General features: G+C 69.5%; 22 protein-coding genes. 10 read left to right on the plus strand and 12 right to left on the minus strand.

The window, feature by feature from the left end; translation table 11 throughout:
* Window positions 1-5 precede the first annotated feature (5 nt).
* The 8 genes from ACFX43_RS23240 (at window position 6) to ACFX43_RS23275 (ending at window position 11,489) form a co-directional block, all read left to right on the plus strand.
* Entirely contained in the window at window positions 6-1,274 is a 1,269-nt protein-coding gene (locus tag ACFX43_RS23240; protein ID WP_378835770.1) for a hypothetical protein, read from the plus strand.
* Window positions 1,271-3,994: an ATP-binding protein gene (locus ACFX43_RS23245; RefSeq protein ID WP_378835776.1), complete on the plus strand. Its 2,724-nt coding sequence runs from the start codon at window positions 1,271-1,273 to the stop codon at window positions 3,992-3,994. The genes ACFX43_RS23240 and ACFX43_RS23245 overlap by 4 nt, the downstream gene beginning before the upstream one ends.
* Before the next feature lie 65 nt (window positions 3,995-4,059).
* Window positions 4,060-6,138: a hypothetical protein gene (locus ACFX43_RS23250; protein WP_378835780.1), complete on the plus strand. Its 2,079-nt coding sequence runs from the start codon at window positions 4,060-4,062 to the stop codon at window positions 6,136-6,138.
* A complete protein-coding gene (locus tag ACFX43_RS23255) occupies window positions 6,138-6,668 on the plus strand; it encodes a hypothetical protein (protein WP_350836818.1) in 531 nt (176 codons plus the stop codon). Before ACFX43_RS23250 ends, ACFX43_RS23255 begins: the two co-directional genes overlap by 1 nt.
* Before the next feature lie 4 nt (window positions 6,669-6,672).
* Window positions 6,673-8,616: a peptidoglycan DD-metalloendopeptidase family protein gene (locus tag ACFX43_RS23260; protein ID WP_378835788.1), complete on the plus strand. Its 1,944-nt coding sequence runs from the start codon at window positions 6,673-6,675 to the stop codon at window positions 8,614-8,616.
* A 144-nt stretch (window positions 8,617-8,760) separates the two neighbouring features.
* Complete coding sequence (locus ACFX43_RS23265; protein WP_378835794.1) at window positions 8,761-9,801, plus strand: AMP-binding protein; 1,041 nt, start codon at window positions 8,761-8,763, stop codon at window positions 9,799-9,801.
* Window positions 9,798-10,766 (plus strand): o-succinylbenzoate synthase, encoded by a 969-nt coding sequence (locus ACFX43_RS23270; protein WP_378835803.1) that lies wholly within the window; start codon window positions 9,798-9,800, stop codon window positions 10,764-10,766. The genes ACFX43_RS23265 and ACFX43_RS23270 overlap by 4 nt, the downstream gene beginning before the upstream one ends.
* A gap of 90 nt (window positions 10,767-10,856) precedes the next feature.
* Window positions 10,857-11,489, plus strand: coding sequence for a thiamine pyrophosphate-binding protein (locus ACFX43_RS23275; protein WP_378835809.1), 633 nt, complete (start codon window positions 10,857-10,859; stop codon window positions 11,487-11,489).
* A gap of 280 nt (window positions 11,490-11,769) precedes the next feature.
* Here ACFX43_RS23275 and tyrS read toward each other — a convergent pair whose 3' ends face one another.
* Window positions 11,770-13,041 carry a tyrosine--tRNA ligase gene (gene tyrS, locus ACFX43_RS23280; RefSeq protein ID WP_378835814.1) on the minus strand — a complete coding sequence of 424 codons (1,272 nt, stop codon included), beginning with the start codon at window positions 13,039-13,041 and terminating at the stop codon, window positions 11,770-11,772.
* Between the two features lie 133 nt (window positions 13,042-13,174).
* On the opposite strand from tyrS, the gene ACFX43_RS23285 reads away from it, so the two are divergent.
* A complete protein-coding gene (locus ACFX43_RS23285) occupies window positions 13,175-14,641 on the plus strand; it encodes a serine/threonine-protein kinase (protein WP_378835818.1) in 1,467 nt (488 codons plus the stop codon).
* A 12-nt stretch (window positions 14,642-14,653) separates the two neighbouring features.
* Here the strand turns inward: ACFX43_RS23285 and ACFX43_RS23290 are convergent, their stop codons facing one another.
* From ACFX43_RS23290 to ACFX43_RS23340, 11 genes are read right to left on the minus strand one after another with little or no spacing between them, the layout of a single operon-like run.
* Window positions 14,654-14,989 (minus strand): gas vesicle protein K, encoded by a 336-nt coding sequence (locus tag ACFX43_RS23290; protein WP_378835821.1) that lies wholly within the window; start codon window positions 14,987-14,989, stop codon window positions 14,654-14,656.
* A complete protein-coding gene (locus ACFX43_RS23295) occupies window positions 14,986-15,618 on the minus strand; it encodes a GvpL/GvpF family gas vesicle protein (protein ID WP_378835825.1) in 633 nt (210 codons plus the stop codon). The genes ACFX43_RS23290 and ACFX43_RS23295 overlap by 4 nt, the downstream gene beginning before the upstream one ends.
* The gene (gene gvpJ, locus ACFX43_RS23300) at window positions 15,615-15,812 is read right to left on the minus strand and encodes a gas vesicle protein GvpJ (protein ID WP_378835827.1); all 198 of its coding nucleotides are present in this window, start codon (window positions 15,810-15,812) and stop codon (window positions 15,615-15,617) included. Before gvpJ (ACFX43_RS23300) ends, ACFX43_RS23295 begins: the two co-directional genes overlap by 4 nt.
* Window positions 15,809-16,612: a GvpL/GvpF family gas vesicle protein gene (locus ACFX43_RS23305; protein WP_378835831.1), complete on the minus strand. Its 804-nt coding sequence runs from the start codon at window positions 16,610-16,612 to the stop codon at window positions 15,809-15,811. Before ACFX43_RS23305 ends, gvpJ (ACFX43_RS23300) begins: the two co-directional genes overlap by 4 nt.
* Window positions 16,599-16,961 carry a gas vesicle protein gene (locus ACFX43_RS23310; protein ID WP_378835836.1) on the minus strand — a complete coding sequence of 121 codons (363 nt, stop codon included), beginning with the start codon at window positions 16,959-16,961 and terminating at the stop codon, window positions 16,599-16,601. Before ACFX43_RS23310 ends, ACFX43_RS23305 begins: the two co-directional genes overlap by 14 nt.
* A complete protein-coding gene (locus ACFX43_RS23315) occupies window positions 16,958-17,230 on the minus strand; it encodes a gas vesicle protein (protein WP_378835844.1) in 273 nt (90 codons plus the stop codon). Before ACFX43_RS23315 ends, ACFX43_RS23310 begins: the two co-directional genes overlap by 4 nt.
* Window positions 17,223-17,459: a gas vesicle protein GvpG gene (locus tag ACFX43_RS23320; protein ID WP_378835847.1), complete on the minus strand. Its 237-nt coding sequence runs from the start codon at window positions 17,457-17,459 to the stop codon at window positions 17,223-17,225. The genes ACFX43_RS23315 and ACFX43_RS23320 overlap by 8 nt, the downstream gene beginning before the upstream one ends.
* Window positions 17,450-18,205: a GvpL/GvpF family gas vesicle protein gene (locus ACFX43_RS23325; RefSeq protein ID WP_378835852.1), complete on the minus strand. Its 756-nt coding sequence runs from the start codon at window positions 18,203-18,205 to the stop codon at window positions 17,450-17,452. Before ACFX43_RS23325 ends, ACFX43_RS23320 begins: the two co-directional genes overlap by 10 nt.
* Window positions 18,202-18,654: a gas vesicle protein GvpJ gene (gene gvpJ, locus ACFX43_RS23330; protein WP_378835860.1), complete on the minus strand. Its 453-nt coding sequence runs from the start codon at window positions 18,652-18,654 to the stop codon at window positions 18,202-18,204. The genes ACFX43_RS23325 and gvpJ (ACFX43_RS23330) overlap by 4 nt, the downstream gene beginning before the upstream one ends.
* A gap of 3 nt (window positions 18,655-18,657) precedes the next feature.
* Window positions 18,658-18,909 (minus strand): hypothetical protein, encoded by a 252-nt coding sequence (locus ACFX43_RS23335; protein ID WP_378835863.1) that lies wholly within the window; start codon window positions 18,907-18,909, stop codon window positions 18,658-18,660.
* Window positions 18,910-18,911: 2 nt separating this feature from the next.
* Entirely contained in the window at window positions 18,912-20,039 is a 1,128-nt protein-coding gene (locus ACFX43_RS23340; RefSeq protein WP_378835868.1) for an SRPBCC family protein, read from the minus strand.
* Between ACFX43_RS23340 and ACFX43_RS23345 the strand changes: the two genes are divergently transcribed.
* Window positions 20,040-20,171 carry a hypothetical protein gene (locus ACFX43_RS23345; protein ID WP_378835872.1) on the plus strand — a complete coding sequence of 44 codons (132 nt, stop codon included), beginning with the start codon at window positions 20,040-20,042 and terminating at the stop codon, window positions 20,169-20,171.

The raw sequence follows: 20,171 nt of genomic DNA on the forward strand, positions 1-20,171 counted from the left end.
CGGGGATGAGGCTGCCTGACGACGACGAGCTGTACGAGGTCGACCAGACCTATCTCGGCCCCCCTCGTCGCTACATCGGGGAGATGCGTTATCGCACCATCTTCCTCTTTCTGGTGATCGCGCCATTGACGCTTGTGCTGCTGCGCAAGCTCGGCATGCCGGTGACGCTGCTCAGCATGGGGCTGTGGCTGATCGGCGCCTCCTACCTCTCGATGAAGGCCTCCGACTACATCAGCTCGGAGAGCTCGGCCGGTGCCTGGCTGATGACCTTCTGGCACGAGCTGACCACGCCACGCGTGGAGACCAGCGCCCAGTACGCAGGTGGCGCGGCGGTTGCCTTCCGGCACGCCACGAGCCCTCGCGGCGGCTGGGCGAAGGCCATGCGACGACCCGGCCGGCGGTTCGCCCAGCAGCCGGGTGCCACCCCCTCGCCGAGGGTGCTGCCGGCGACGGTCGTCACCTCGACGCCGAGCGCCCCGAGCCGGCCGGTGCGAGGCAAGGCCGCCCCCGTGCGGCCCGTGATCGAGGCGAAGGTCGTCGAGGAGCCGCTCCCGGCCCACCTCACGGTCCAGCCCGAGGCCCAGCCTGCGAGGCAGCAGCACACCACCGGCGTACGTCCGGCGAAGGGCGGCTGGTCGAGCCGGCCGTCCTCCTCGCCGCGTGAGCCCCGCGACGTTCCGTGGAAGGGAGGCGCGCCCTGGCAGGCCCGGCAGGAGCCGGAGCAGCCCGTGTCACGCCCGCAGCAGCCGTCCCCCGAGCCGACCGCTCAGGCCGCTCGGGCCGCTCAGGCCGCGCCGGCCGCTCCGCCCGTGCCCCCGGCTCCGGCTGCCGAGACCGCTGCCTCCGCTGCACCGCCGCCTCCGCCCCCAGCCCAGCCGGCACCGCCCACTGCGCCACCCCCACCACCTCCTCCGCCACCGCCTGCGACCGCCCCAGCGGCTCGGCAGCCTGCCCCGAAGACCGAACCGAAGACCGAACCGAAGCCTGTGTCGAAGCCTGCGTCGGAGCCCGCACCCAAGCCCGCCCGGCTGCCGCTCTCGCATGCGGTCAGGCCGGCAGTGGTGATCGCCCCGGAGCCAAGGTTCGACGACGACGTCGACGAATGGGACGACGCCGACCAATGGGACGACTTCGACGATGCGCCCTCGGGACGTACGCGTCCCAGGGACAATCAGGACGAGCGGGCGACGCCTGACGGGCGCCCGCAGAGTGTGGACGACTACCGCAAGCGCCTCGACGGCGACGACGCACCCAACGACGGAGGAACCGCATGAGGCGGCCGCGAACGGAGCGGGCCTACGGGCCTGGCTTCGAGAAGCCCAAGCCGGGACGCAAGAGCGTCTTCGGCCGGGGCGGCGACGACTCGAAGGGCGTCCGTGAGCCCAGAGGCGACAGCTGGGCGCTGGAGGAGGTGCGCGGTCACCTGACCTTCACCAGCGACCGGATCATCGCCTGGTACCTCGCCGAGCCGCAGACCTGGTCGTTCCGCGCCCACTCCGACCTCGAGGCCCTGATCACCGACCAGGCGAGCCAGCTGGCCGACCTGGTCGGCAACACGGTCCACGGCCGGGTCACCACCCGCCCCTATCCCGTACGTCACTGGGCGCACGCCGCGTTCGCCAACGCTCCCGACCCGCAGCCCGGGTTCGAGGAGATGATGGCGCGCAACCAGGCCCACATGGCCGCCCACAGCCAGGCCGACAAGCTCGTCTACTACGGCGTCGACCTCGGCCGCCGCGACGCGACGGTGAGGACGCTGGCGAAGTTCTCGGCCGGCGCCGCCGAGCGTGAGATGGCTGCGATCAGCGAGCGCCTCGACACGGTCAACCGGGTGATGTCGCGCCCGGGCTTCTCCGCGCGGCCGGCGGTCGGTCACGACATGGAGTGGATGATCGCCCGTTCGCTCTCCCTGGGCGCCAAGATCCCGGTGCCCGAGCCGGGCGAGGCCCAGCAGAACTTCCTCGACACCGACGACATGGCCGAGTGGTTCGAGTCGGTCGCATGGTCGGCCGAGCCGCTGGCGCCGACGGTGCAGGTCACCAGCAGCATCGGCGGCCGCCAGGAGACCAGCCACGTGTGCGTGCTGACGGTCTCCCGGATCGGCGACATCGAGGTCCCGGAGACCCACGCGCCGTGGATGGCGAAGACCGATGCGCTCGGCTTCCCGGTGGAGTGGTCGTTCCGGGTCGAGCCCCGCTCGCCGGAGGACGTCTCCCGCGAGATGGCGTCCCTGACCCGCCGCATCGACGGCCAGGTCAGCCACTGGTCCGAGGACCACGGCAAGCGGCCTCCCAAGCAGCTCTCCCGCCAGGCCGGCCGTGCCGCCGACGTCGAGGACGAGATGCGCTCGGAGTTCACCGGCCTGTCCACCCGCACCAGGGGCTGGTACCGGATCGCCGTCACCGGCCGCAGCGAGGCGGAAGCGCTCGACAAGGCGCAGAAGGTCGTCGACCTCTACCGGCCGCAGATCAAGATCACCCGCCAGCTGGGGCAGTATCACCTGGCTCGCGAGTTCGTCCCCGGCGAGCCGTTGGCGAGCACAGCCCACGCCCGGAAGTTCCCGGTGCTCAAGGTCGCCGCCGGGCTGCCGGCGGTCACCGCCGAGGTCGGCGACAAGCGCGGCTTCTACCTCGGCGAGACCTCCGCGATGGCATCCCGGGCCGTGCTGATGGACCCGTGGTACCTCACCGAGGTCATGGAGCAGGCCGGCCTGATCCCGCTCGTGGGCACGCCCGGTTCCGGAAAGTCGACCCTGATGGGCGTCGTCATCTACATGTCGATCCTGTCCGGCATCCACGGCGTCGCCATGGACCCGGCCGGCCGACTGCAGCGGCTGATGACGCTGCCCGAGATCGGCGGCGGCGTCTTCAACGGCCAGCAGGTGCCCGCCCGCGCCCGCAGCGTGGATGTCCTGGGCGGCCGTCCGGGAAGCCTGTCGCCGTACGCAGTCGTCCCCGACCCCAACCCGGAGCTGATCCGGGCCGAGGCGATGTCGGACCACGAGTTCGCCGAGCGGCTCCACCGGGAGCGGTCGGCCGCCGTGCAGCAGCGCCGCGACCTGACCGTCTCGGTGCTCCGCTCCTGCCTCCCGGTCGGACTGGCCAACAACGAAGAGGTGCTCAAGCGCATCCGCGCCCGCGTCATGGAGGCGCAGGCCGACCGCGGCGCCGACACCTCGACGATCGTGAAGATGCTCTTCGAGGGCGACGGCGGTGACCACGAGATCGGCCGCGAGCTCGCCGCCGCCCGTGAGCGCGAGCTCGGCCGCCTCTTCTTCGGCAACGACTTCCTCCAGTCCGACGAGGAGCTGAAGGGCACACCGTTCACCTTCTACAACCTCAAGGGACTCAACACCCCGCCCGAGCACGTACCGCGCGAGGAGTGGAGCGCCGAGGAGCAGATGGCGCGCCCGATCATGACCCTGGCCGCCTGGTCCGCGCTGCACCTGATCTACCGCAGCGACCCCAACGAGCGGAAGCTGTTCGCGCTCGACGAGGCCCACGAGGTCACCCAGGCTTCCGGCGGCACCGGTCGCGCCCTCGTCCACAAGCTCTCCAGCGACTCCCGCAAGAACAACTGTGCTGCGCTGGTCTCGACCCAGAACGCCTCCGCGATCCTGGGCTCCGACATCAACAACTTCGTCGGGGCGGCCTTCGTGGGACGTACGCAGGACGAGAGCGCCCAGCGCGACGCGCTCAAGCTGCTCGGCAAGCCCGAGGGGCTCGGCTACGAGTCGATCCTGGCGCGGCTCTCGCCACGCACCAGGCGCGGCGACGAGCAGCTCGGCTACCGCGAGTTCATCTACCGCGACGGCCTCGGTGGCGACACCGGTCACGGCGGCATGGAGATCATCAAGGTCACCCTCAACCACCACCCGGGTCTGCAGGAGGCGCTCAACACCACCGCCGACCCCACCCGCCGCGTCAGCCGAGCCATCGGCGGCGACCCGACCGACCTTCCCAAGACTGAGCTTTCCGGAGATGGGATCGGCTGATGCAGCCGCGCCCCGCTCACCACAGGACACCCCTGCGCCGCAGGGCGGCCGCTTTCGTCGTACTCGTGGTTGCTCTTCTGTCCGTCGCCGGGCCGGCGGCGGCTGCGGGGCCGAGGGGGATCGACATCCCGATCCCGTTCGATCCGACGGGTGGGCTCTCGGGTGTGAGCGATGCGTGCAACAACCTGGATGCGCCGATGCCGGCTTCTCCGTATGGGGATGGGTCCTTCATCGTGCGGATGACGGCGTTGGGTGCGGCGTCGAAGGCGGGTACGCAGCTGAACGACCCGGAGGAGATCAACGACGAGCTGGATCCGTTCCGCAACAAGGACGAGGTCTCGCTGGAGTCGGCCTACGGGACCACTCCGCAGTGGTGGACCTACGACAACGGGTGCACGGGGCAGTTCGTCGCGGGGGCGGGGACCTCGATCGGCAACATCATGTTGGAGATCTCGGGGATCCTGCCGAACTGGTCGCATGCGTTGTTGAACGCGGTGATCGGGGAGAACTCCTTCCTCAAGGCGTTGGACGACCCGATCGTGGCGGCCTCGGAGGCGGTCACCGATGGGGTGTGGGCGCCGTGGGTGAGCGTGGTGTTGTTGCTGGTGGCGGCGACGGTGATGATCCGGGCGCGTGATGGCCGGTTCGCGCGGGCGGTCACGGCGGCGGGTTGGGCTCTGGGTGTGTTGGTGGTGACCTCGTGGCTGATCCAGTACCCGGTGGAGTCGACCAAGCTGGTCGATGACGGGGTCCGGTCGGCGACCGGGATGATCGCGACCGGGTTCAACGACGGCCGGACGGTGCCGGGGGTCAACGACGACAAGTTCGGTGAGACCGATGCGGTCAAGGCCGTGGATGGCCAGATGGATGAGGTGGTGCGCTCGACGCAGTACCGCACCTGGCTGGCCGGCGCCTTCGGTGACCCGGACTCGGCGACCGCGAAGACGTATGGGCCGCGGGTGTTCCGGTCCACGCACTTCTCCTGGCAGGAGTACGACACCTACCGCAAGGACCCCAACGGCGAGGGCAAGAAGGTCCTGGAGGCCAAGCAGGACGCGTTCAAGGAGCATGCCGAGGCGGTCAAGAAGTCCGATCCGGTGGCGTATGAGTACTTCAAGGGTGAGCACTGGTCCCAGCGGGCGACCACGGCGTTGGTGAACCTGGCCGTGGTCGTGGTGGTGTGTGGGTTCTTGCTGGTGGCCGGGCTGGCGATCTTGTTGTCGTTCGCGTTGATCCGGTTGATCGTGCCGTTCGCGCCGGCGGCGGGGGTGTTGTTCATGCTGGACCACACCCGGGACGCGGCGGTGGCGATGCTGAAGCGGGTGGTGGGGCCGCTGGTGATGGGCCCGATCTACTTCCTGGTCGCGTTGTTGTTGCTGCGGCTCGACTCGGCGATCTTGACCTCGACGATGTGGTTCGTGCTGAAGCTGGGGTTGATCGCGGTGCTGACCGTGCTGGCCTGGCGCTTGACCCGACCCGCCGCGTACGGCATCCCGCTGCCAGGCATGGGCCGGCTCACCTCGATGCTCTCCTCGTACGTCGGCACCCGGACGGGCGCTGAGGCCGGAGTCCGCGACGCGAACGCCGACCGGCCGCCCGTTCCGGGCGCTGGCCCGGCCGGCACCGGATCGGTCTCGAGTCCCGGCGGTGTCTACATGCCCGGCCACGAGCTGACCGGCAGCCGACCGACGATGGTCGCCGAGCAGGTGCCCAACCAGGCTCCGGTGACGGCCGCCGGAGCGCTGGGCGTCGGGGCGAGCGCGAGCAGCACACCGACGTACGCCCTGGGGTCCTCGATGAGCGGCGAGGAGGGTGAGCGGGTGGCCGGCCAGTGGTTCGACTCGCGCTCCGTCGAGCGCGACGAGCCGTCCTTCCGCGACGAGGCCCGCCCAGGGTTCGCCGCCGGGCAGGTCTACAACAACGATCGCCCCGAGGCGCCGAGCCCGGTCGACTACACCGCGGGCGCCTACGCCGACCGTGAGCCGGAGCCGCCGCGACAGTCGCCGGTGGCGGAGGCCAACGTGGACTACGACGCCGACGGCAACGCGGTCTTCGTCATCTACTCACCGAACGGGAACCGCTCGGTGCCCGTCGACAACGGTCCGGGCCGGTCTGAGGGCTGGTCTGAAGGAGGAGCCCGGTAGTGCGGTCGACAACGACGCGTGGTGTGCTGTGGGAGGTCATCGCGCCGGTGCTGAGGTGGCCCATGAGGTCGCCGTTCCGCTTCTTCTCGGTGGTTGTCGGCATCGTCTTCGTCATCTGGCTCATCGCCCAGTGGAGCGACGCTCCCGACGCCGAGCCGGCCGCCCAGCCCGAGCGGGGTTCCGCGTCGGCGCAGCAGAGCGCCTCGGCAACAGGCTCGCCGGCGCCCGTCCCGGACCCGACACCCTTGGCGACCAAGTTCGTCGCCGCCTGGGCACGTCCCGACCTGACCACCGACGAATGGTGGGCCGGGATCAACGCCGCCCGCCCCGACGAGTCGCTGGCCCAGGCACTGGGCACCACCGACCCGGCGACCGTGCCGGCGACCAAGGTGGTCGGCCCCGCGAAGGTGCTCGAGCAGACCGACGGGGAGGCACGAGTCGAGGTCACCACCGACGGTCCCAAGGTCATCGTCTACCTGACGCTGGTCGACAACGTCTGGTACGTCGCGAACATTCTTCCGGGGGGATAGGGCGATGTGGATCTTCAAGGCGCGTCTGATCTGGGGGATCGTGGCCGGGGCGGCCACGCTCGTCCTGGTGGTCACGGGTGCCTTGGTGATCCTCATCGGTGGCCTGGCGAGCACCGAGCAGAGCAACCAGGACCAGGCCGAGTCGGGCTGTGTCGGCGGGACCAACGCGATCCAGGCCGGCAACCTCGGGCCGGACGGTGAGATCCCCGAGGGCAGCATCGCCGGGTTCAACACCGAGCAGATCCAGAACGCCCGGACCATCGTGGCGGTCGGCAAGCAGTCCGGCGTGCCCGCCTACGGGTGGGTGATCGCGCTCGCGACCGCGATGCAGGAGAGCACCCTGCGCAACCTCGACTACGGCGACCGCGACTCGGTGGGCCTCTTCCAGCAGCGCCCGGTCTCCGGGTGGGGTTCGGTCGCCGACATCATGAACCCGGTCAAGTCCGCCCAGGCGTTCTACGGCGTGGCCGCCCACACCGGCAACACCGGCCTCCTGGACATCCCGGGCTGGCGCAAGATGCAGGTCACCGCGGCGGCGCAGGCGGTGCAGCGCTCGGCGTTCCCGCTGGCGTACGCCCAGCACGAGGACGAGGCGCGAGCCCTCGTCGCCGCGCTCGCCGACGGGGTCTCGGCCGCCGACCTGACGGCCACCGCGACCGACGTGGCCTGCACGATCGGCATGGCCGGGATCAGCACCAGCGTCGTACGTCCCATCCAGGCCGGTCTCGCGGTCGACAACGACAACTACGGCAACTCCGGCTCCAACTGGGCCAACATGCACACCGGCAACGACTACTCCTCGCCGTGCGGTACGCCCGTGCAGGCGGCCCACGGCGGCACCATCGTGCTCGAGTCGGGCGGCAGTTGGGGCTGGTCGGGACGCTGGCTGGTGAAGGTGCAGACGGCGCCCGGGAACCTGACCACGTGGTACGGCCACATGCAGTCGCTCTCGGTGGCCGCGGGGCAGAGGGTGAAGGCCGGGCAGGTCATCGGGCAGGTCGGCAGCGAAGGCAACTCGACCGGCTGCCACCTCCACTTCGAGGTGCACCCGCACGGCGGCGGCTACCTGCAGGACCAGGTGGACCCGGCGGCCTGGCTGGACAAGAACATCGGCAAGACCCTCGAGACGACCAAGCAGGTCGGCGGGCTGCCCGGCGCGGGGCAGGTCGGCGCCTCCCCGGCGGCCGTCTCCGGCCCGCAGGTGCGCCTGGCGCAGGCCAACATCAAGGTCTCCATGTCCAGCTCGAGATACCGCTCCGACCTGGCCAAGGTCATGAAGCACGGACCCGACTTCGTCTCCCTGAACGAGGCCCAGTCACGGTCGGTCTCCGACATCTCGGTACGCGGCTACGGCACCTACCGCGCCTCAGCGGACGAGTACGGCACCCGCAGCCAGGCTCTCAGTCCGGTCGTCATGTGGCGTACCGACCGCTGGGTGGCGGTCGACAAGGGCACCGTCCAGCTCACCAAGCCGGTCACCGGCGTCAAGAACGACAACAGGTACGCCACCTGGGTGGTCCTCGCGAGCAGCGACGGCTCCGGGCGCATCTCGGTGATCTCGACCCACACGATGACCTCGCCCGCCAACAGCCCGCAGGCGCGTAAGAACGAGGCCCAGCGCGGCTTCGCGAAGCTCGCCGGGCTGGCCCAAGGGCTGCAGAAGTACGGCCCGGTCCTCGTCGCCGGCGACCTCAACTCGCCCTACCCGCGCAACGGCGGCGACGGGGATCCGTGGGGCCCGAAGCCGTTGATGACCAAGGCCGGGATGACCTCCTCGTTCGAGACCCTCGGCGCGCCCCCGCAGGGCTGGGCCACCCACGACGGCGGCGGCACCATCGACTGGCTCCTCGGCTCGAGCTCCACCGCCACTCCCACCCGACATGCCACGTTCAAGCTGGAGTCCGACCACCACGGCCTGGTGGGTGACTTCAACATCCGCGGCCAGTAGCGCCTGCGTCACGTGTAACACGTCGTTCGTAGGACTACTCGCCCTATTGGAACGACCGGACAGTCCTACGAACAGCGTGTTACAGCCCACGAAGCCCACCAGCCCACCGCGTATCCCCACACCGCGGGCGATAGCGTTGACCTCATGGACGACGCGGTGGAACGGGCTCAGGGCACCGTCGTCGCGATGGCCGAGTGGCTCGCCGGAGGCGGGCCGGAGCACTGGGTCGTGGAGACCTCGGGGTCCACGGGCAAGCCCAAGCGGGTGATGCTCTCGCGGGTGGCCGTGAAGGCGTCGGCAGCGGCGTCGGCGCGACGGGTCGGGGCGAGTGGGCAGTGGCTGCTGACGCTGCCCGAGTCGTACGTCGCCGGGGCCAACGTGATCGCCCGCTCGCTGCTGGCAGGGTACGAGCCGGTGATCGCCGCCGCCCACGAGTCCTTCGCCGAGGCCGCGAGAGCGATGACGGACGGGCCTCGGTTCGTCTCGATGGTGCCGACCCAGCTGCATCGGATCATCGAGTCGGGCGGGGACGACCTCGCCGCGCTGGCCGGCTTCCACACGCTGCTGCTCGGCGGTGGCCCGATCGACCCGCCGCTACGCGCCCGCGCCGAGAACGCCGGGGTCGACGTCGTCGCCACCTATGGCTCTGCCGAGACCTGTGGCGGGTGCGTCTACGACGCGATGCCGCTGGACGGGGTCGGGATCGCGATCGGCACCGACGGCCGGGTCCGGATCAGCGGCCCGACGCTCTTCGAGGGCTATCAGGATGACCCCGAGCAGACCGCGAGCTCTCTGGTGGACGGCTGGTTCCTCACCTCCGACGCCGGCACCCTCGACGAGGACGGCCGGCTCCGGATCCTCGGTCGGGTCGACGACATGGTGATCACCGGCGGCGTGAAGGTGCCGGCGGCGCTCGTCGCCAGAAGGCTCCGCGAGCACCCGGCCGTCGAGGCCGCGGAGGCCCTCGGCACCCCCGACGAGGAGTGGGGCCAGCGGCTGGTCGCCTTCGTCGTCGGCGACATCGACGCCGCCGACGCCCGCGACTGGGTCGCCGCGGAGCACCCACGCTCCTGGGCTCCACGACAGCTCGTCGTGCTCGACGAGATCCCGCTCCTCGGCAACGGAAAGCCCGACCGGCGCGCCCTGCTCGCGCTGGCCGCGACCAACGAGGCGGAGCTCCGATGACCGAGCAGCTGCACGTCTTCGCCCTCCCGATGACCACTCGCTTCCGCGGGATCACCGAGCGCGAGGGCCTCGTCTTCGAGGGCGTAGGCGGGTGGGGCGAGTGGTCGCCCTTCCTCGACTACGACACCCCCGAGATCGAGCCCTGGCTGCGCTGCGCCGAGGAGGCCGCCGCGGGGGACTGGCCGGCGCCCGTCCGCTCGCAGGTGCCGGTGAACGCGACCGTCCCGGCGGTCGGTCCGGAGCGCGCCCACGAGATCGTCGCCCGCTCCGGGTGCACGACCGCCAAGGTCAAGGTCGCCGACCCGGGCCAGAGCCTGGCCGACGACATCGCCCGCGTCGAGGCGGTCCGGGATGCCCTCGGCCCCGCCGGCAAGGTGCGGATCGACGTCAACGGTCTCTGGACCGTCGACGAGGCGCTCGCCGCGATCGGGGTGCTCGACAGGGCCGCGGGTGGGCTCGAGTACGTCGAGCAGCCCTGCCCCACGGTCGAGCAGCTCGCCGACGTACGCCGCAAGGTGGATGTCCCGATCGCCGCGGACGAGTCGATCCGGCGGGCCGCGGACCCCTATCGCGTACGCGAACTCGAGGCTGCCGACGTGGCGGTGCTGAAGGTGCAGCCGCTGGGCGGCGTACGCGCCTGCCTGCGGATCGCCGAGGACATCGGGCTCCCGTGCGTCGTCTCCTCGGCCCTCGAGACCTCGGTCGGGATGGCCGCCGGGATCGCGCTCGCGGCGGCGCTTCCAGAGCTGCCCTACGCCTGTGGGCTCGGCACGGTCTCGATGTTCACCGAGGACATCGCCGCGTCGCCGCTCCTCCCGGACCGCGGCGTCCTCCCGGTGCTCCCGGTCTCGCCCGTCCCCGAGCGCCTGCTCGCCGACCCGGCGCTGCGGGCCGGCGCGGAGCGTACGCAGTTCTGGCAGCGGCGGCTGGCGGATGTCCTCGCCTACCGGGAGACGCTCAGGTGAGGGAACATCACGCAGGGGCCACCCGACGTCGGCCGGCGCCCGCGTGGATGATTGGGTACGTGAGCGGTCATGCGGACGAACGGAGGGTGTGTGGCTACGGCTACTGAGGTTGCCCGGGCGGTCGTCACCGCGCTCCTCGAGGCGCGGGTCACCGACATCGTCATCGCGCCCGGATCGCGCAACGCACCGCTGTCGTTCGCCGTCCTCGACGCGTCGCGAGCGGGTCTGGTACGTCTGCACACCCGGATCGACGAGCGCTCCGCCGGCTTCTTCGCCCTCGGCCTGACCAAGGTCGGCTCGCGCGCGGCGGTGATGTGCACCTCCGGCACCGCGGTCGCCAACCTGCACCCGTCGGTGCTCGAGGCCGCGCACGCCGGAGTGCCCCTGGCCGTCGTCACGGCCGACCGGCCGGCGCGGCTCCGGGAGACCGGCGCCAACCAGGTCACCGACCAGGTCGGCATCTTCGGCCGGCTGGTGGAGACCCTCGACCTGGCCGGGGCGCCCGACGAGAACGACGTCGCGGCGCTCGACTCCGCACGCGGCCCCGTCCACTGGAACCTCCAGCTCGACGACCCGCTGACCCCGCCCGACCGGTGGCAGCCGGGGACCATCGAGGCCCGTCCGGCGCCGGTACGTCCGGAGCTGATGATCCACGAGTCGATCCCGACCGGCCCCAAGACGCCGCGCACGGTCGTCGTCGCCGGCNTCGCTCTTATCGGATAAAGACGATATCCACGCCGACACAGCACAAGACAATCAAACTGCGGTTCGTCACGGTCTTGATGCCTGATCCGAAGACCTGACTGAGACTCTGAACCGAGCTGAAGCTCGAGAATGTTGGCGGCCGACTCAGGGGCCGAAAACCCGCTCGAAGACTCGAACTTGCTTCCCGCCGCACCCCGGCGACCAGATGAACATTACGCCTCAGTGACGCGCTTGCCAAATCGAAGAACGCCCCAGGGAAGGCGGTCACCTTCCCTGGGGCGTTCTCGCAGGTCAGAGGCTACTTGAAGCGCACGCCGGCGAACTTCTTCTTGCCCCTGCGCAGGACGACCCAGCCGTCACCGAGCAACTCTTTTTCGCCGAGCGCACCCTCAGCGTCCTCGACACGGACGTTGTTGACGTACGCCCCGCCCTCCGAGATCGTCCGGCGAGCCTCCCCCTTGGAGGAGACGAGGCCGGCGGCGATGAAGAGGTCGACGTAGGTCGGCAGCTCCTCACCACGCTCCAGCTCGACGGCACCAGCCTCGGTGATCGCGGCGGCCAGCGTCGTACTGCTCAGGGTGGCCAGGTCGCCGCCGCCGAAGAGTGCGGCCGCGGCCTGCTTGGCCTGCTCGGTCTCTCCTGCCCCGTGGACGAGCGTCGTCATGTGATCGGCGAGTGCCTTCTGAGCCACCCGCAGGAACGGCTTCTCCGCGTGCTGCGTCTCCAGGGTCTCGATCTCCTCGTGGGACAGGAAGGTGAAGACACGGAGCATCTCCCCCACCTTGGCGTCCTCGACGTTGAGCCAGAACTGGTGGAAGGCGTAGGGCGACATCATCGTCGGGTCGAGCCAGAGGGCGCCGCCCTCGGTCTTGCCGTACTTGGTGCCGTCGGCCTTGGTGATCAGCGGAGTGGTGAAGGCGTGGACGGTCTCGCCGGTGACGCGGCGGACCAGCTCGACGCCGCCGGTGATGTTCCCCCACTGGTCCGAGCCGCCGAACTGAAGGCTCACCCCGTGCGTACGGAAGAGATTGAGGTAGTCCATGGACTGCAGCAGGATGTAGGAGAACTCGGTGTAGGAGATGCCGTCCTCGAGACGCTTCTTCACCGTGTCGCGGGCGAGCATCCGGTTGACCGGGAAGTGCTTGCCGATGTCACGGAGGAAGTCGATCACGGACAACGACGCCGTCCAGTCGGCGTTGTTGACCATCGTCGCGGCGGTCTCGCCCTCGAAGGAGACGAACCGCTCGATCTGGCTGCGAACCTTCCCGACCCATTCCTTGACGGTCTCGGGCGAGTTGAGGGTGCGCTCGCCCGAGTCGCGCGGGTCACCGATCATGCCGGTGGCGCCGCCGACCAGTACATAGGGCGTGTGGCCTGCCCGCTGCAGGCGCATCGCCATGGTGATCTGGAGAAGGTTGCCCATGTGCAGGCTCGGCGCAGTGGGGTCGAACCCGATATAGAACTTCACACTCCCGCCGGCGAGCGCTTCTCGGAGCGCGTCGCGGTCCGTCGAGTCGGCGATGAGGCCTCGCCACTCGAGGTCGTCGAGGAGTGTGGGATCGATGGACACGTGGTGCCTTTCTCAGGTCGTTCTCAGATGGTGTTTCCGGGGCCCGGAGCGGGCTGTCCCGGAAGCAAGGGTAGTAGGCGATACCCCCTAGAGTTGACCACTGGCGTTCGCGACGAGATTTGAGGGGACCTGGGTGATCGCAGGGAGGTACCGGCTCGAGAGGGAGCTCGGCCGGGGAGCGATGGGAGCCGTCTGGCTCGCCACCGACGAAGTTCTGGGGCGTTCGGTCGCACTCAAACAGCTGATCGCACTCGACGGCGTATCGGATGCCGCCGTCGAACGCGAGGCACAACTCGCCGCACGACTTGTCCACCCGAACGTCGTCGCCGTCTTCGACCTGGTGCGCGACGACGACAAGCCCTGGCTGGTGATGGAGTACGTCGAAGGGAAGACCCTCGCTCACATGGTGCGCGATGACGGCCCGCTGCCCATCGAGGACGCCGCGAGGCTGATCGGTCAGATCGCCTCGGCCCTGCGCTCGGCCCATGCCGCCGGCATCGTCCACCGAGACGTGAAGCCCGCCAACATCGTGGTCGGCCGTGCCGAGCGCGCCAAGCTGACCGACTTCGGGATCGCGCGCGGCGTCGACTCCCAGACCACACAGACCGGGCAGGTCACCGGCTCGCCGGCGTACCTGGCTCCGGAGATCGCCACCGGTGGGCGGGCCACCCCGGCCAGCGACATGTGGTCGCTGGGGGCCACGCTCTTCCAGGCGCTGACGGGCGAGCCTCCCTACGGGATCGGCGACAACGCGCTGGCGACGCTGTATCGCGTCGTGCACGAGGACCCACCGCGTACGCCGCTGGCCGGTCGGCTCGCTCCGCTGCTGGAGCACACGATGGCCTACGACCCCGCCGAGCGGTGGTCGGCCGAGGACGTCGTCGACTTCCTGGCCGGGCGGTTGGCGGCCGAGAAGCTGGAGCCGGTGGCGCTGCGTACGCAGACGCTCGCCGCGGTCGCGGCTCCCGCGCCTGCTCCGGCCGCGCCTTCGGGACTGGCACAGTCGACGAGCACTCCGACCCGGCGGCGCTGGTGGCCGATCGCGCTCGTCGTCGCTGCGGCGTTGGTGCTGGCGGTCGGCGGAGCGCTGTGGGCCAACCGCGGCGAGGAGCCGAGTGCGAAGCCGAAGCCGAAGCCGGTCGCGTCCGGTTCGCCGCTTTCTGAGGCGACCGACAAGGCCACCGAGGACGCAGACGCCGAGGAGTCGGAGGAGGCCTCCGAGGAGACGTCGCCCAGCGAGACCGCCAGCGAGTCTCCGAGCGAGACCCCCTCGGCCAGCGAGACCGCCGGCCCGACCGCCGAGGGGATCGACGCCTTCATCCGCAGCTATCTCGCCACCGCGCCCGCGAACCCCGACAGTGCCTTCAGCTCGATGCTGACCCCGGCGTTCCAGGCCAGCAGCGGCGGGATCGACGGTTACCGCGACTGGTGGAGCTCCGTCGCGAGCACCAGCGTCGTCTCGGTCTCCCCCAGCGTCGACCCGCTCAAGGTGACCTACACCTACAGGTACACGATGAAGGACGGTCGTCAGGACGGCGGCACGGTGACGTTGGGGCTCGTCTACGCCGACGGGAAATACCTCATCAACAGCGAGGGCTGAGCGCCTAGCTCCTCACAGGAGCTTGCCCAATGGACCCAGATCGATGTTGAGATCCTCCGGGGTGAGCCCGAAGTGGTCGCGCAGCTCCGTCATCTTCTCGTCCAGCAGCATCAGGGTCTGACCCAGCCGCTCGATGTCCTCCTCGCTCAGGCCTCCCGCATCCACTCGGCGGATCGCCTGGCGCTCCATCAGCTGCCGGAGCAGCTCGACGAGGGTGAGCACGAGCTGTACGAGCCCCTTCTCGACGGATTCCGGATCCGCATCTATGCGTCTGCTCAAGGCGGAGGGCAGGTCGGTCTCCCCGTCCAGGTCCAGGGGCCATGGATCTGCCTTGTCGGGCCGCGTCACGGGCTCTCCTCCTGACAGAAGCTGAACGGGGGCCACGGGCCGGTGACCGTCACTCCGGGCCGGTTCTCGCCCCAGTCTCGGATGGCTGCCCGGGCAGCCTCCAAGTGCTCGTCTGGAAGCAGGACCGACAGCCGTGCCTCGTGCGGACGGATCGACGTGAGCTTCGTGATCTCGGAGGCGTAGGGAGCGAGCAACGCCCGCAGCTCCGCGGTCTCGGCATCATGCTGCTTCATCTCCTTCGCGCGCCGGCGGAGGTAGTCCGAGCCCGTCTGCTCGTGCTTGACACGTTCGGGGACACGTTCGGGCAGCGGGAGGTGGACAATGCACTCGCTGCATCCGGTGACGGCGGCGATCCGGTCGGTCCACTCGCTCTCGCGCTCCGCGACCAACTGGTCCAGCTCATCGGTGTCGCTCACGACCGTCCCGAAGCGCATCGGCAGCACGGGGACGTACGACCACAGCTGGTGGAGCGCTCGCCCGAACCCGAGCAGCTCGTGCATCGATCGCTCGGGTGGCTGCGTTCTCGGTTCGACGAAGACGGTGAGCCCGCGGGAGCGGTGTGCTTGCAGCGGGGTCTCGACCGTTTCGTCTGCGCTGTCCGTGGCTGCCACGGCGTAGAGGAGCATCATGGCTGCCTCCCGGACCCGGGTAGCGAAACCTTGTGGGCTGGTGCGAGAACCAGGCGCAGGCCGAGGTAGACGAGGTCGACTCCTGCGAGCGAGAGGACGATGTCGCCGCCCACCACGACACCGCCGTCGATCAGGCGATCGACGAGGTCGACGAGCGAGGTCTCGTCGAGTGCGGGCGAACGCTCGAGCGTCACGACACCATCCCGGTCAGGTCGTCGCCGTGCGACTCTTCCGCACCGACGAAGCTGTAGGGCGGCCACGGCCCGGTCACCTCGACACGCATGCCGGCAGTGGCGACCAGATGGTCGTGGAGCTCTTCGGCAAGGCCGAGGAATCGCTGCTCCTCGTCCCGCGCCACGAGGTAGGCGCTGTTGAGCAGCATCGGCTCGTCGCGACCGGTGACGGCAGGGTCGAGCAGGGCGCGCACGACGCTCGCGGCCGCCGCGTGAGCCAGTGCCTCATGGGTCTGCGTCATGGCGGCCTCGCGCCGTCCGCGCTCGGTGTCGCGGGCATCCTGTTGCGACCGGCGCCGTTCGAGGTACTCACGGCCGCTGCGGGGCGCCGGCTTCTCCGGCGCGGCAGGAGCCGAGGTCGGGAAGATCTGGAGCGACCACTCGACGCGACCGGCCAAGAGCTGCCAGGCGTGTTCGAGGCGGGCGCGACTCGACTCCAGCGCAGCGATCAACGCCTCGTCGCTCGGGTAGATCCCCGGGAGCTGCAGGGGCAGTACGTCCCCATGCTCGACCAGGTGCTGGAGCACGGCGTGATGGGCCGAGGCGACGGGAGTGACCCAGCTCGTGTCCTCCCCGTGCTCTGCCCAGGCGGTCTCTCCGAAGGACTCCGCAGGCAGATCGCTGACGACGATTTCGAGGTCGTGGAACGCGATGGTGCGTACCCTCGAATCCGCGATGCCACGGTCGGGCAGGGAAAGCGGCCCATCGCCCGGAACCAGTCCGTACGCGTGGACCACTGTGGTCGGGTCAGCGGCGTTCACGGCTCGTTTCACCTTCGACGATCTCGGTCTGGCTGCCGACGCTGCGCTCGAGCGCCTCGAGCCGGCGGCGGAGGTCGAGCTCCTCGTCCTGCTTCCGCTCGTCCTCGAGGTTGCTGACGAACGGGTCTCCCTCCCACCAGTTGATGCCCATCTCGCGGGCACGCTCGACTGAGGCGACCATGAGCCGCACCTTGATGGTGAGCAGCTCGATGTCGAGCAGCCTGACCTGGATGTCGCCGACGATCACGATGCCCTTGTCGAGGACGCGCTCGAGCACGTCGGCGAGGCTCTGCGAAGACGCCTGGGGGCGGTTGTTCACGAAGACTGGCGTGCGCTGTGTCTCGGTCATCGTTCCTCCACCTGGGCTCGGACGTAGCGGTGGACACGGCGATAGCCCGTGACCCCACCGTCCTCGCCGACAGTGACCTCGTAGGACGCCAGGACATCGGTGGTCTCCGGCACACGCTCGAGCTCGAGTATCTCCGCGGTGACGACCCAACCCTCGTCGTCGCGACGGATTGCCGTCACGCCCTCGGCGGGACATCCCACGAGCGCCTCGAGCTCTTCGAGCACATTCTCGGCGATCGAGGACAGGGTGGGTTTGCTGGGCTCATTCATGCCAGCCTCCGGCCATCAGGCGCTGCACGAGAACCTCCTCGAGAACGGCAGCCTCCTCCTCGGTCAACAGGCCCGCCTCCCGGCGGGCGTCGACATCCTCGAGCGCGGCTTGGATCGTGGCCGGGTCGAAGTACTGGCTCTCGGCCTCGTCGCGGATCTGTTCTGCCACCCAGACCACACCTCGCACGGGCGCGATGGGCAGGGTCAGCAGCTGCGTGATCAGGCCCATGCGAGCGCTCCTGACGAGGCGGCGTCGAGAAATGCGTACGGCGGCTGCGGACCGACGTACCGAAGCGACGCCAGCGGTGCCAGGTCCTCGCGCAGCGTGGTCACCGTCGCGTCGACCTCGCTCTGCCGGTCGCGCTCGACCAGCAGGAAGATCTCGGCCGCCTGCAGCGCACCGCGGACCTCGCCGAGGGAGACCGCACGGGCGGTCGGGGCCAGCTGATCGACGACGCCGTCACCGACCCCGGCCCGTAGGACGTCGAGCGCGGCCGCGATGGCCTCGCCCAGGCGTACCTCCGCCGAGTGCCGCTCCTGCGGGCTCGCTCGCCGGACCTCGTCGCGCAGCGCAACGAGGTCCGGGTCCCGGCGCAGCGCCTCCCTGAGCGCTTCCTGCTCGATCAGGTCGACCGAGACGGTGAGCTGCAGCAGGCCGTCGAACCGTTCCAGGAGCGGGCGGATCTCGTCACCGCGGCTCTCGATCAGCTCGTGGCGCACTGTGTCGTCGTCCGGCATCTCCACGCCGAACTGCATGGGCAGCACCGTCCCGAGGGTGGCCACCGCCTCGAGCGTATGAGCGTGTGCCATCAGGTCCTCGCGCAACACACGCGAGTCGGCATCCACGTCGCTGACGAGCACCCGAAGGCCGTCGCCCTCGATGTGGCGCAGTGGACGTTTCGACCGTCCCGTCCGGTCCGCGGGGATCGTGACCGATGTGTCCGTGACTCCGTAGATGTGGACAGGCACGGTCACTCCTCCTTCTCCTTGGTCTGTCTGGATGTGGTCTTGCGGGTGCGGCGGGCGGGCTGCTTGCGACCCCTGTCCTCTTCGTCGTCGGCGTTCTTGTCGGAGTCCTCGTCGTCGCTGCCGAGAATGCTCCCCAGCTTCTCCTTGGCTCCTTCGATCGCGCCGGAGGTCTTCCCCTTGGCCCCGGACTCGGTCACCCCCTGGACCAGCTCCGGGATGCCGTGCGTCTGGGTTTCGGTGAGGTCCAGCCGATTCACCGCCTCGGCGAAGCGGAGGTACGTGTCCACGCTGGCGATGACGATGCGCGCGTCGATCGTCAGCAGCTCGATGCCGACGAGCGAGACGCGTACATAGATGTCGATCACCAGACCCTTGTCGAGGATCGTGTCGATGACGTCGGCGAGGCTGCTCGGCGCCGGACGGTCGAGGTACCGGTTCTGCTGTGTGATGGTCATGACTCAGTCGCTTTCTGTCGGTGTCCCCGCGGGCACGGGCTGCTCGGCACGCTCGAGGAGATGCCTGCGGATGTAGCTCCGGTTGGCGCCGAGCGACGCCGCCAGGCGTGACTTCCCGGAGCCCACGAAGTAGCCGATGCACCAGTCGAGCTGCTGCAGGGCGTCCTCTGCCGCGGTTCGGTATCGCTCGACTTCTTCCATGAGGTGCTCGACCTCACGCTCGAGCTCGTCGACCTGGCTGTCGTCAGCCGTCATGATCAGGCCCCCTTGGAGGAGGACCGGGAAGACGTACGCTTGCTCGCGCTCTCCTTCCTCGGACTCTGCTTGGTCGCGCTCTGCTTGCTCGTGGTCCTCTTGGCGGGCGCCTTCTTGGCAGCCGTCTTCTTGGCGGGCGTCTTCTTGGCGGGCGTCGTCTTCGCAGCCGTCTTCTTGGCGGGCGCCTTCTTCGCAGCCGTCTTCTTCGCTGCCGTCTTCCTCGCCGGGGCCTCGTTGCTGGACGCCCCGTCCTTGGACGACTCGCTCCCGGACGACTTCTCGGAGCTGCGCGAGCTGTTCGACGTACGGGCCGTCGCCTTCCGGGCCGTCGCCTTCCGGCCCTTCTCCTGGCCCTTCTCCTGGCCCTTCTCCTGGCCCTTCTCCTGGCCGTTCTTCTGGCCGTTCTTCTGCCCGTTCTCCGCGTCCTCGTCGGCGTCGTTCTCGACGACCTGCTTCTCGTGGATCTCGCCCGTCCACCCCTCGATCTCGTCGCGGTGGAGAAGCGTGTGGCTGGCTACATGGCGCCGGAAGTGCTTCATCTCCAGGCGCACTCGGCGCCCCTGGGCCCGCCAGAGGTTTCCGGTGTGCTCGAAGAGGCCCTTCGGGTAGTACTCGAGCGAGACCAGGATCCGGGTCAGGTTCGGCGCGAGCTCGTGGAAGGTGACGGCGCCGTCGACGCGGCCCTTCTCGCTCTCGCTCTTCCACACGATGTGCTCGTTCGGGACCTGGTCGAGGATGGTGGCCTTCCACGTGCGGTGGGACCAGAACACCTGGGCCTGCCAGGTGACGACCTCGTCCTCCTCCTGCGTGACGTTCTCGACCTTCTTCATGAACGACGGGAAGTCCTCGAACTGGGTCCACTGCTCGTAGGCGACGTCCCGACTGACGGGTACGTCGATCGTCTCGACGATGTTGGTCACCTTGAGCTTCTTGCCGGTCGGCTGTTCGCTCTTGCCGAGACCACCGGCGACCTGGCCGACGGTGTCCTTGACCTGCGCAGCCGTGTCCTTGACCTGGGCGGCGGCGGTGTTCGTGACCTTGCCGACGGGAGCCGCGACCTTGTCGACGGCCGCCTTCGCGCCGGCCTTCACAGGCGAGTCACCCTTGGAGTGCTTCGCTCCGTTCGTCAAATGGCTACCATCGACGAAGCCGGTGAGCCGGTCGGTGATCCCTTCGACGCCGCTGCCGAGTCTGTTCAGACTTCGCTTGCCAAAGGCTCGACCGAAGCCCAAGGCCTCGTCTCTCAGCCGGTCGATCGGTAG

Source organism: Nocardioides sp. YIM B13467 (assembly GCF_042788075.1).
Classification (GTDB): Bacteria; Actinomycetota; Actinomycetes; order Propionibacteriales; family Nocardioidaceae; genus Nocardioides.

Excerpts from the sequence above, each read along its gene's own strand:
- ACFX43_RS23310 (WP_378835836.1), bottom strand. The coding sequence starts at position 16,961 with ATGACCGAGACACAGCGCACGCCAGTCTTCGTGAACAACCGCCCCCAG.
- ACFX43_RS23240 (WP_378835770.1), top strand. The coding sequence starts at position 6 with ATGAGGCTGCCTGACGACGACGAGCTGTACGAGGTCGACCAGACCTAT.
- ACFX43_RS23245 (WP_378835776.1), top strand. The coding sequence starts at position 1,271 with ATGAGGCGGCCGCGAACGGAGCGGGCCTACGGGCCTGGCTTCGAGAAG.
- ACFX43_RS23345 (WP_378835872.1), top strand. The coding sequence starts at position 20,040 with ATGGCTACCATCGACGAAGCCGGTGAGCCGGTCGGTGATCCCTTCGAC.
- ACFX43_RS23295 (WP_378835825.1), bottom strand. The coding sequence starts at position 15,618 with ATGATGCTCCTCTACGCCGTGGCAGCCACGGACAGCGCAGACGAAACG.
- ACFX43_RS23270 (WP_378835803.1), top strand. The coding sequence starts at position 9,798 with ATGACCGAGCAGCTGCACGTCTTCGCCCTCCCGATGACCACTCGCTTC.
- ACFX43_RS23265 (WP_378835794.1), top strand. The coding sequence starts at position 8,761 with ATGGACGACGCGGTGGAACGGGCTCAGGGCACCGTCGTCGCGATGGCC.
- ACFX43_RS23335 (WP_378835863.1), bottom strand. The coding sequence starts at position 18,909 with ATGACGGCTGACGACAGCCAGGTCGACGAGCTCGAGCGTGAGGTCGAG.
- ACFX43_RS23260 (WP_378835788.1), top strand. The coding sequence starts at position 6,673 with ATGTGGATCTTCAAGGCGCGTCTGATCTGGGGGATCGTGGCCGGGGCG.
- ACFX43_RS23320 (WP_378835847.1), bottom strand. The coding sequence starts at position 17,459 with ATGGGCCTGATCACGCAGCTGCTGACCCTGCCCATCGCGCCCGTGCGA.
- gvpJ (WP_378835860.1), bottom strand. The coding sequence starts at position 18,654 with ATGACCATCACACAGCAGAACCGGTACCTCGACCGTCCGGCGCCGAGC.
- ACFX43_RS23315 (WP_378835844.1), bottom strand. The coding sequence starts at position 17,230 with ATGAATGAGCCCAGCAAACCCACCCTGTCCTCGATCGCCGAGAATGTG.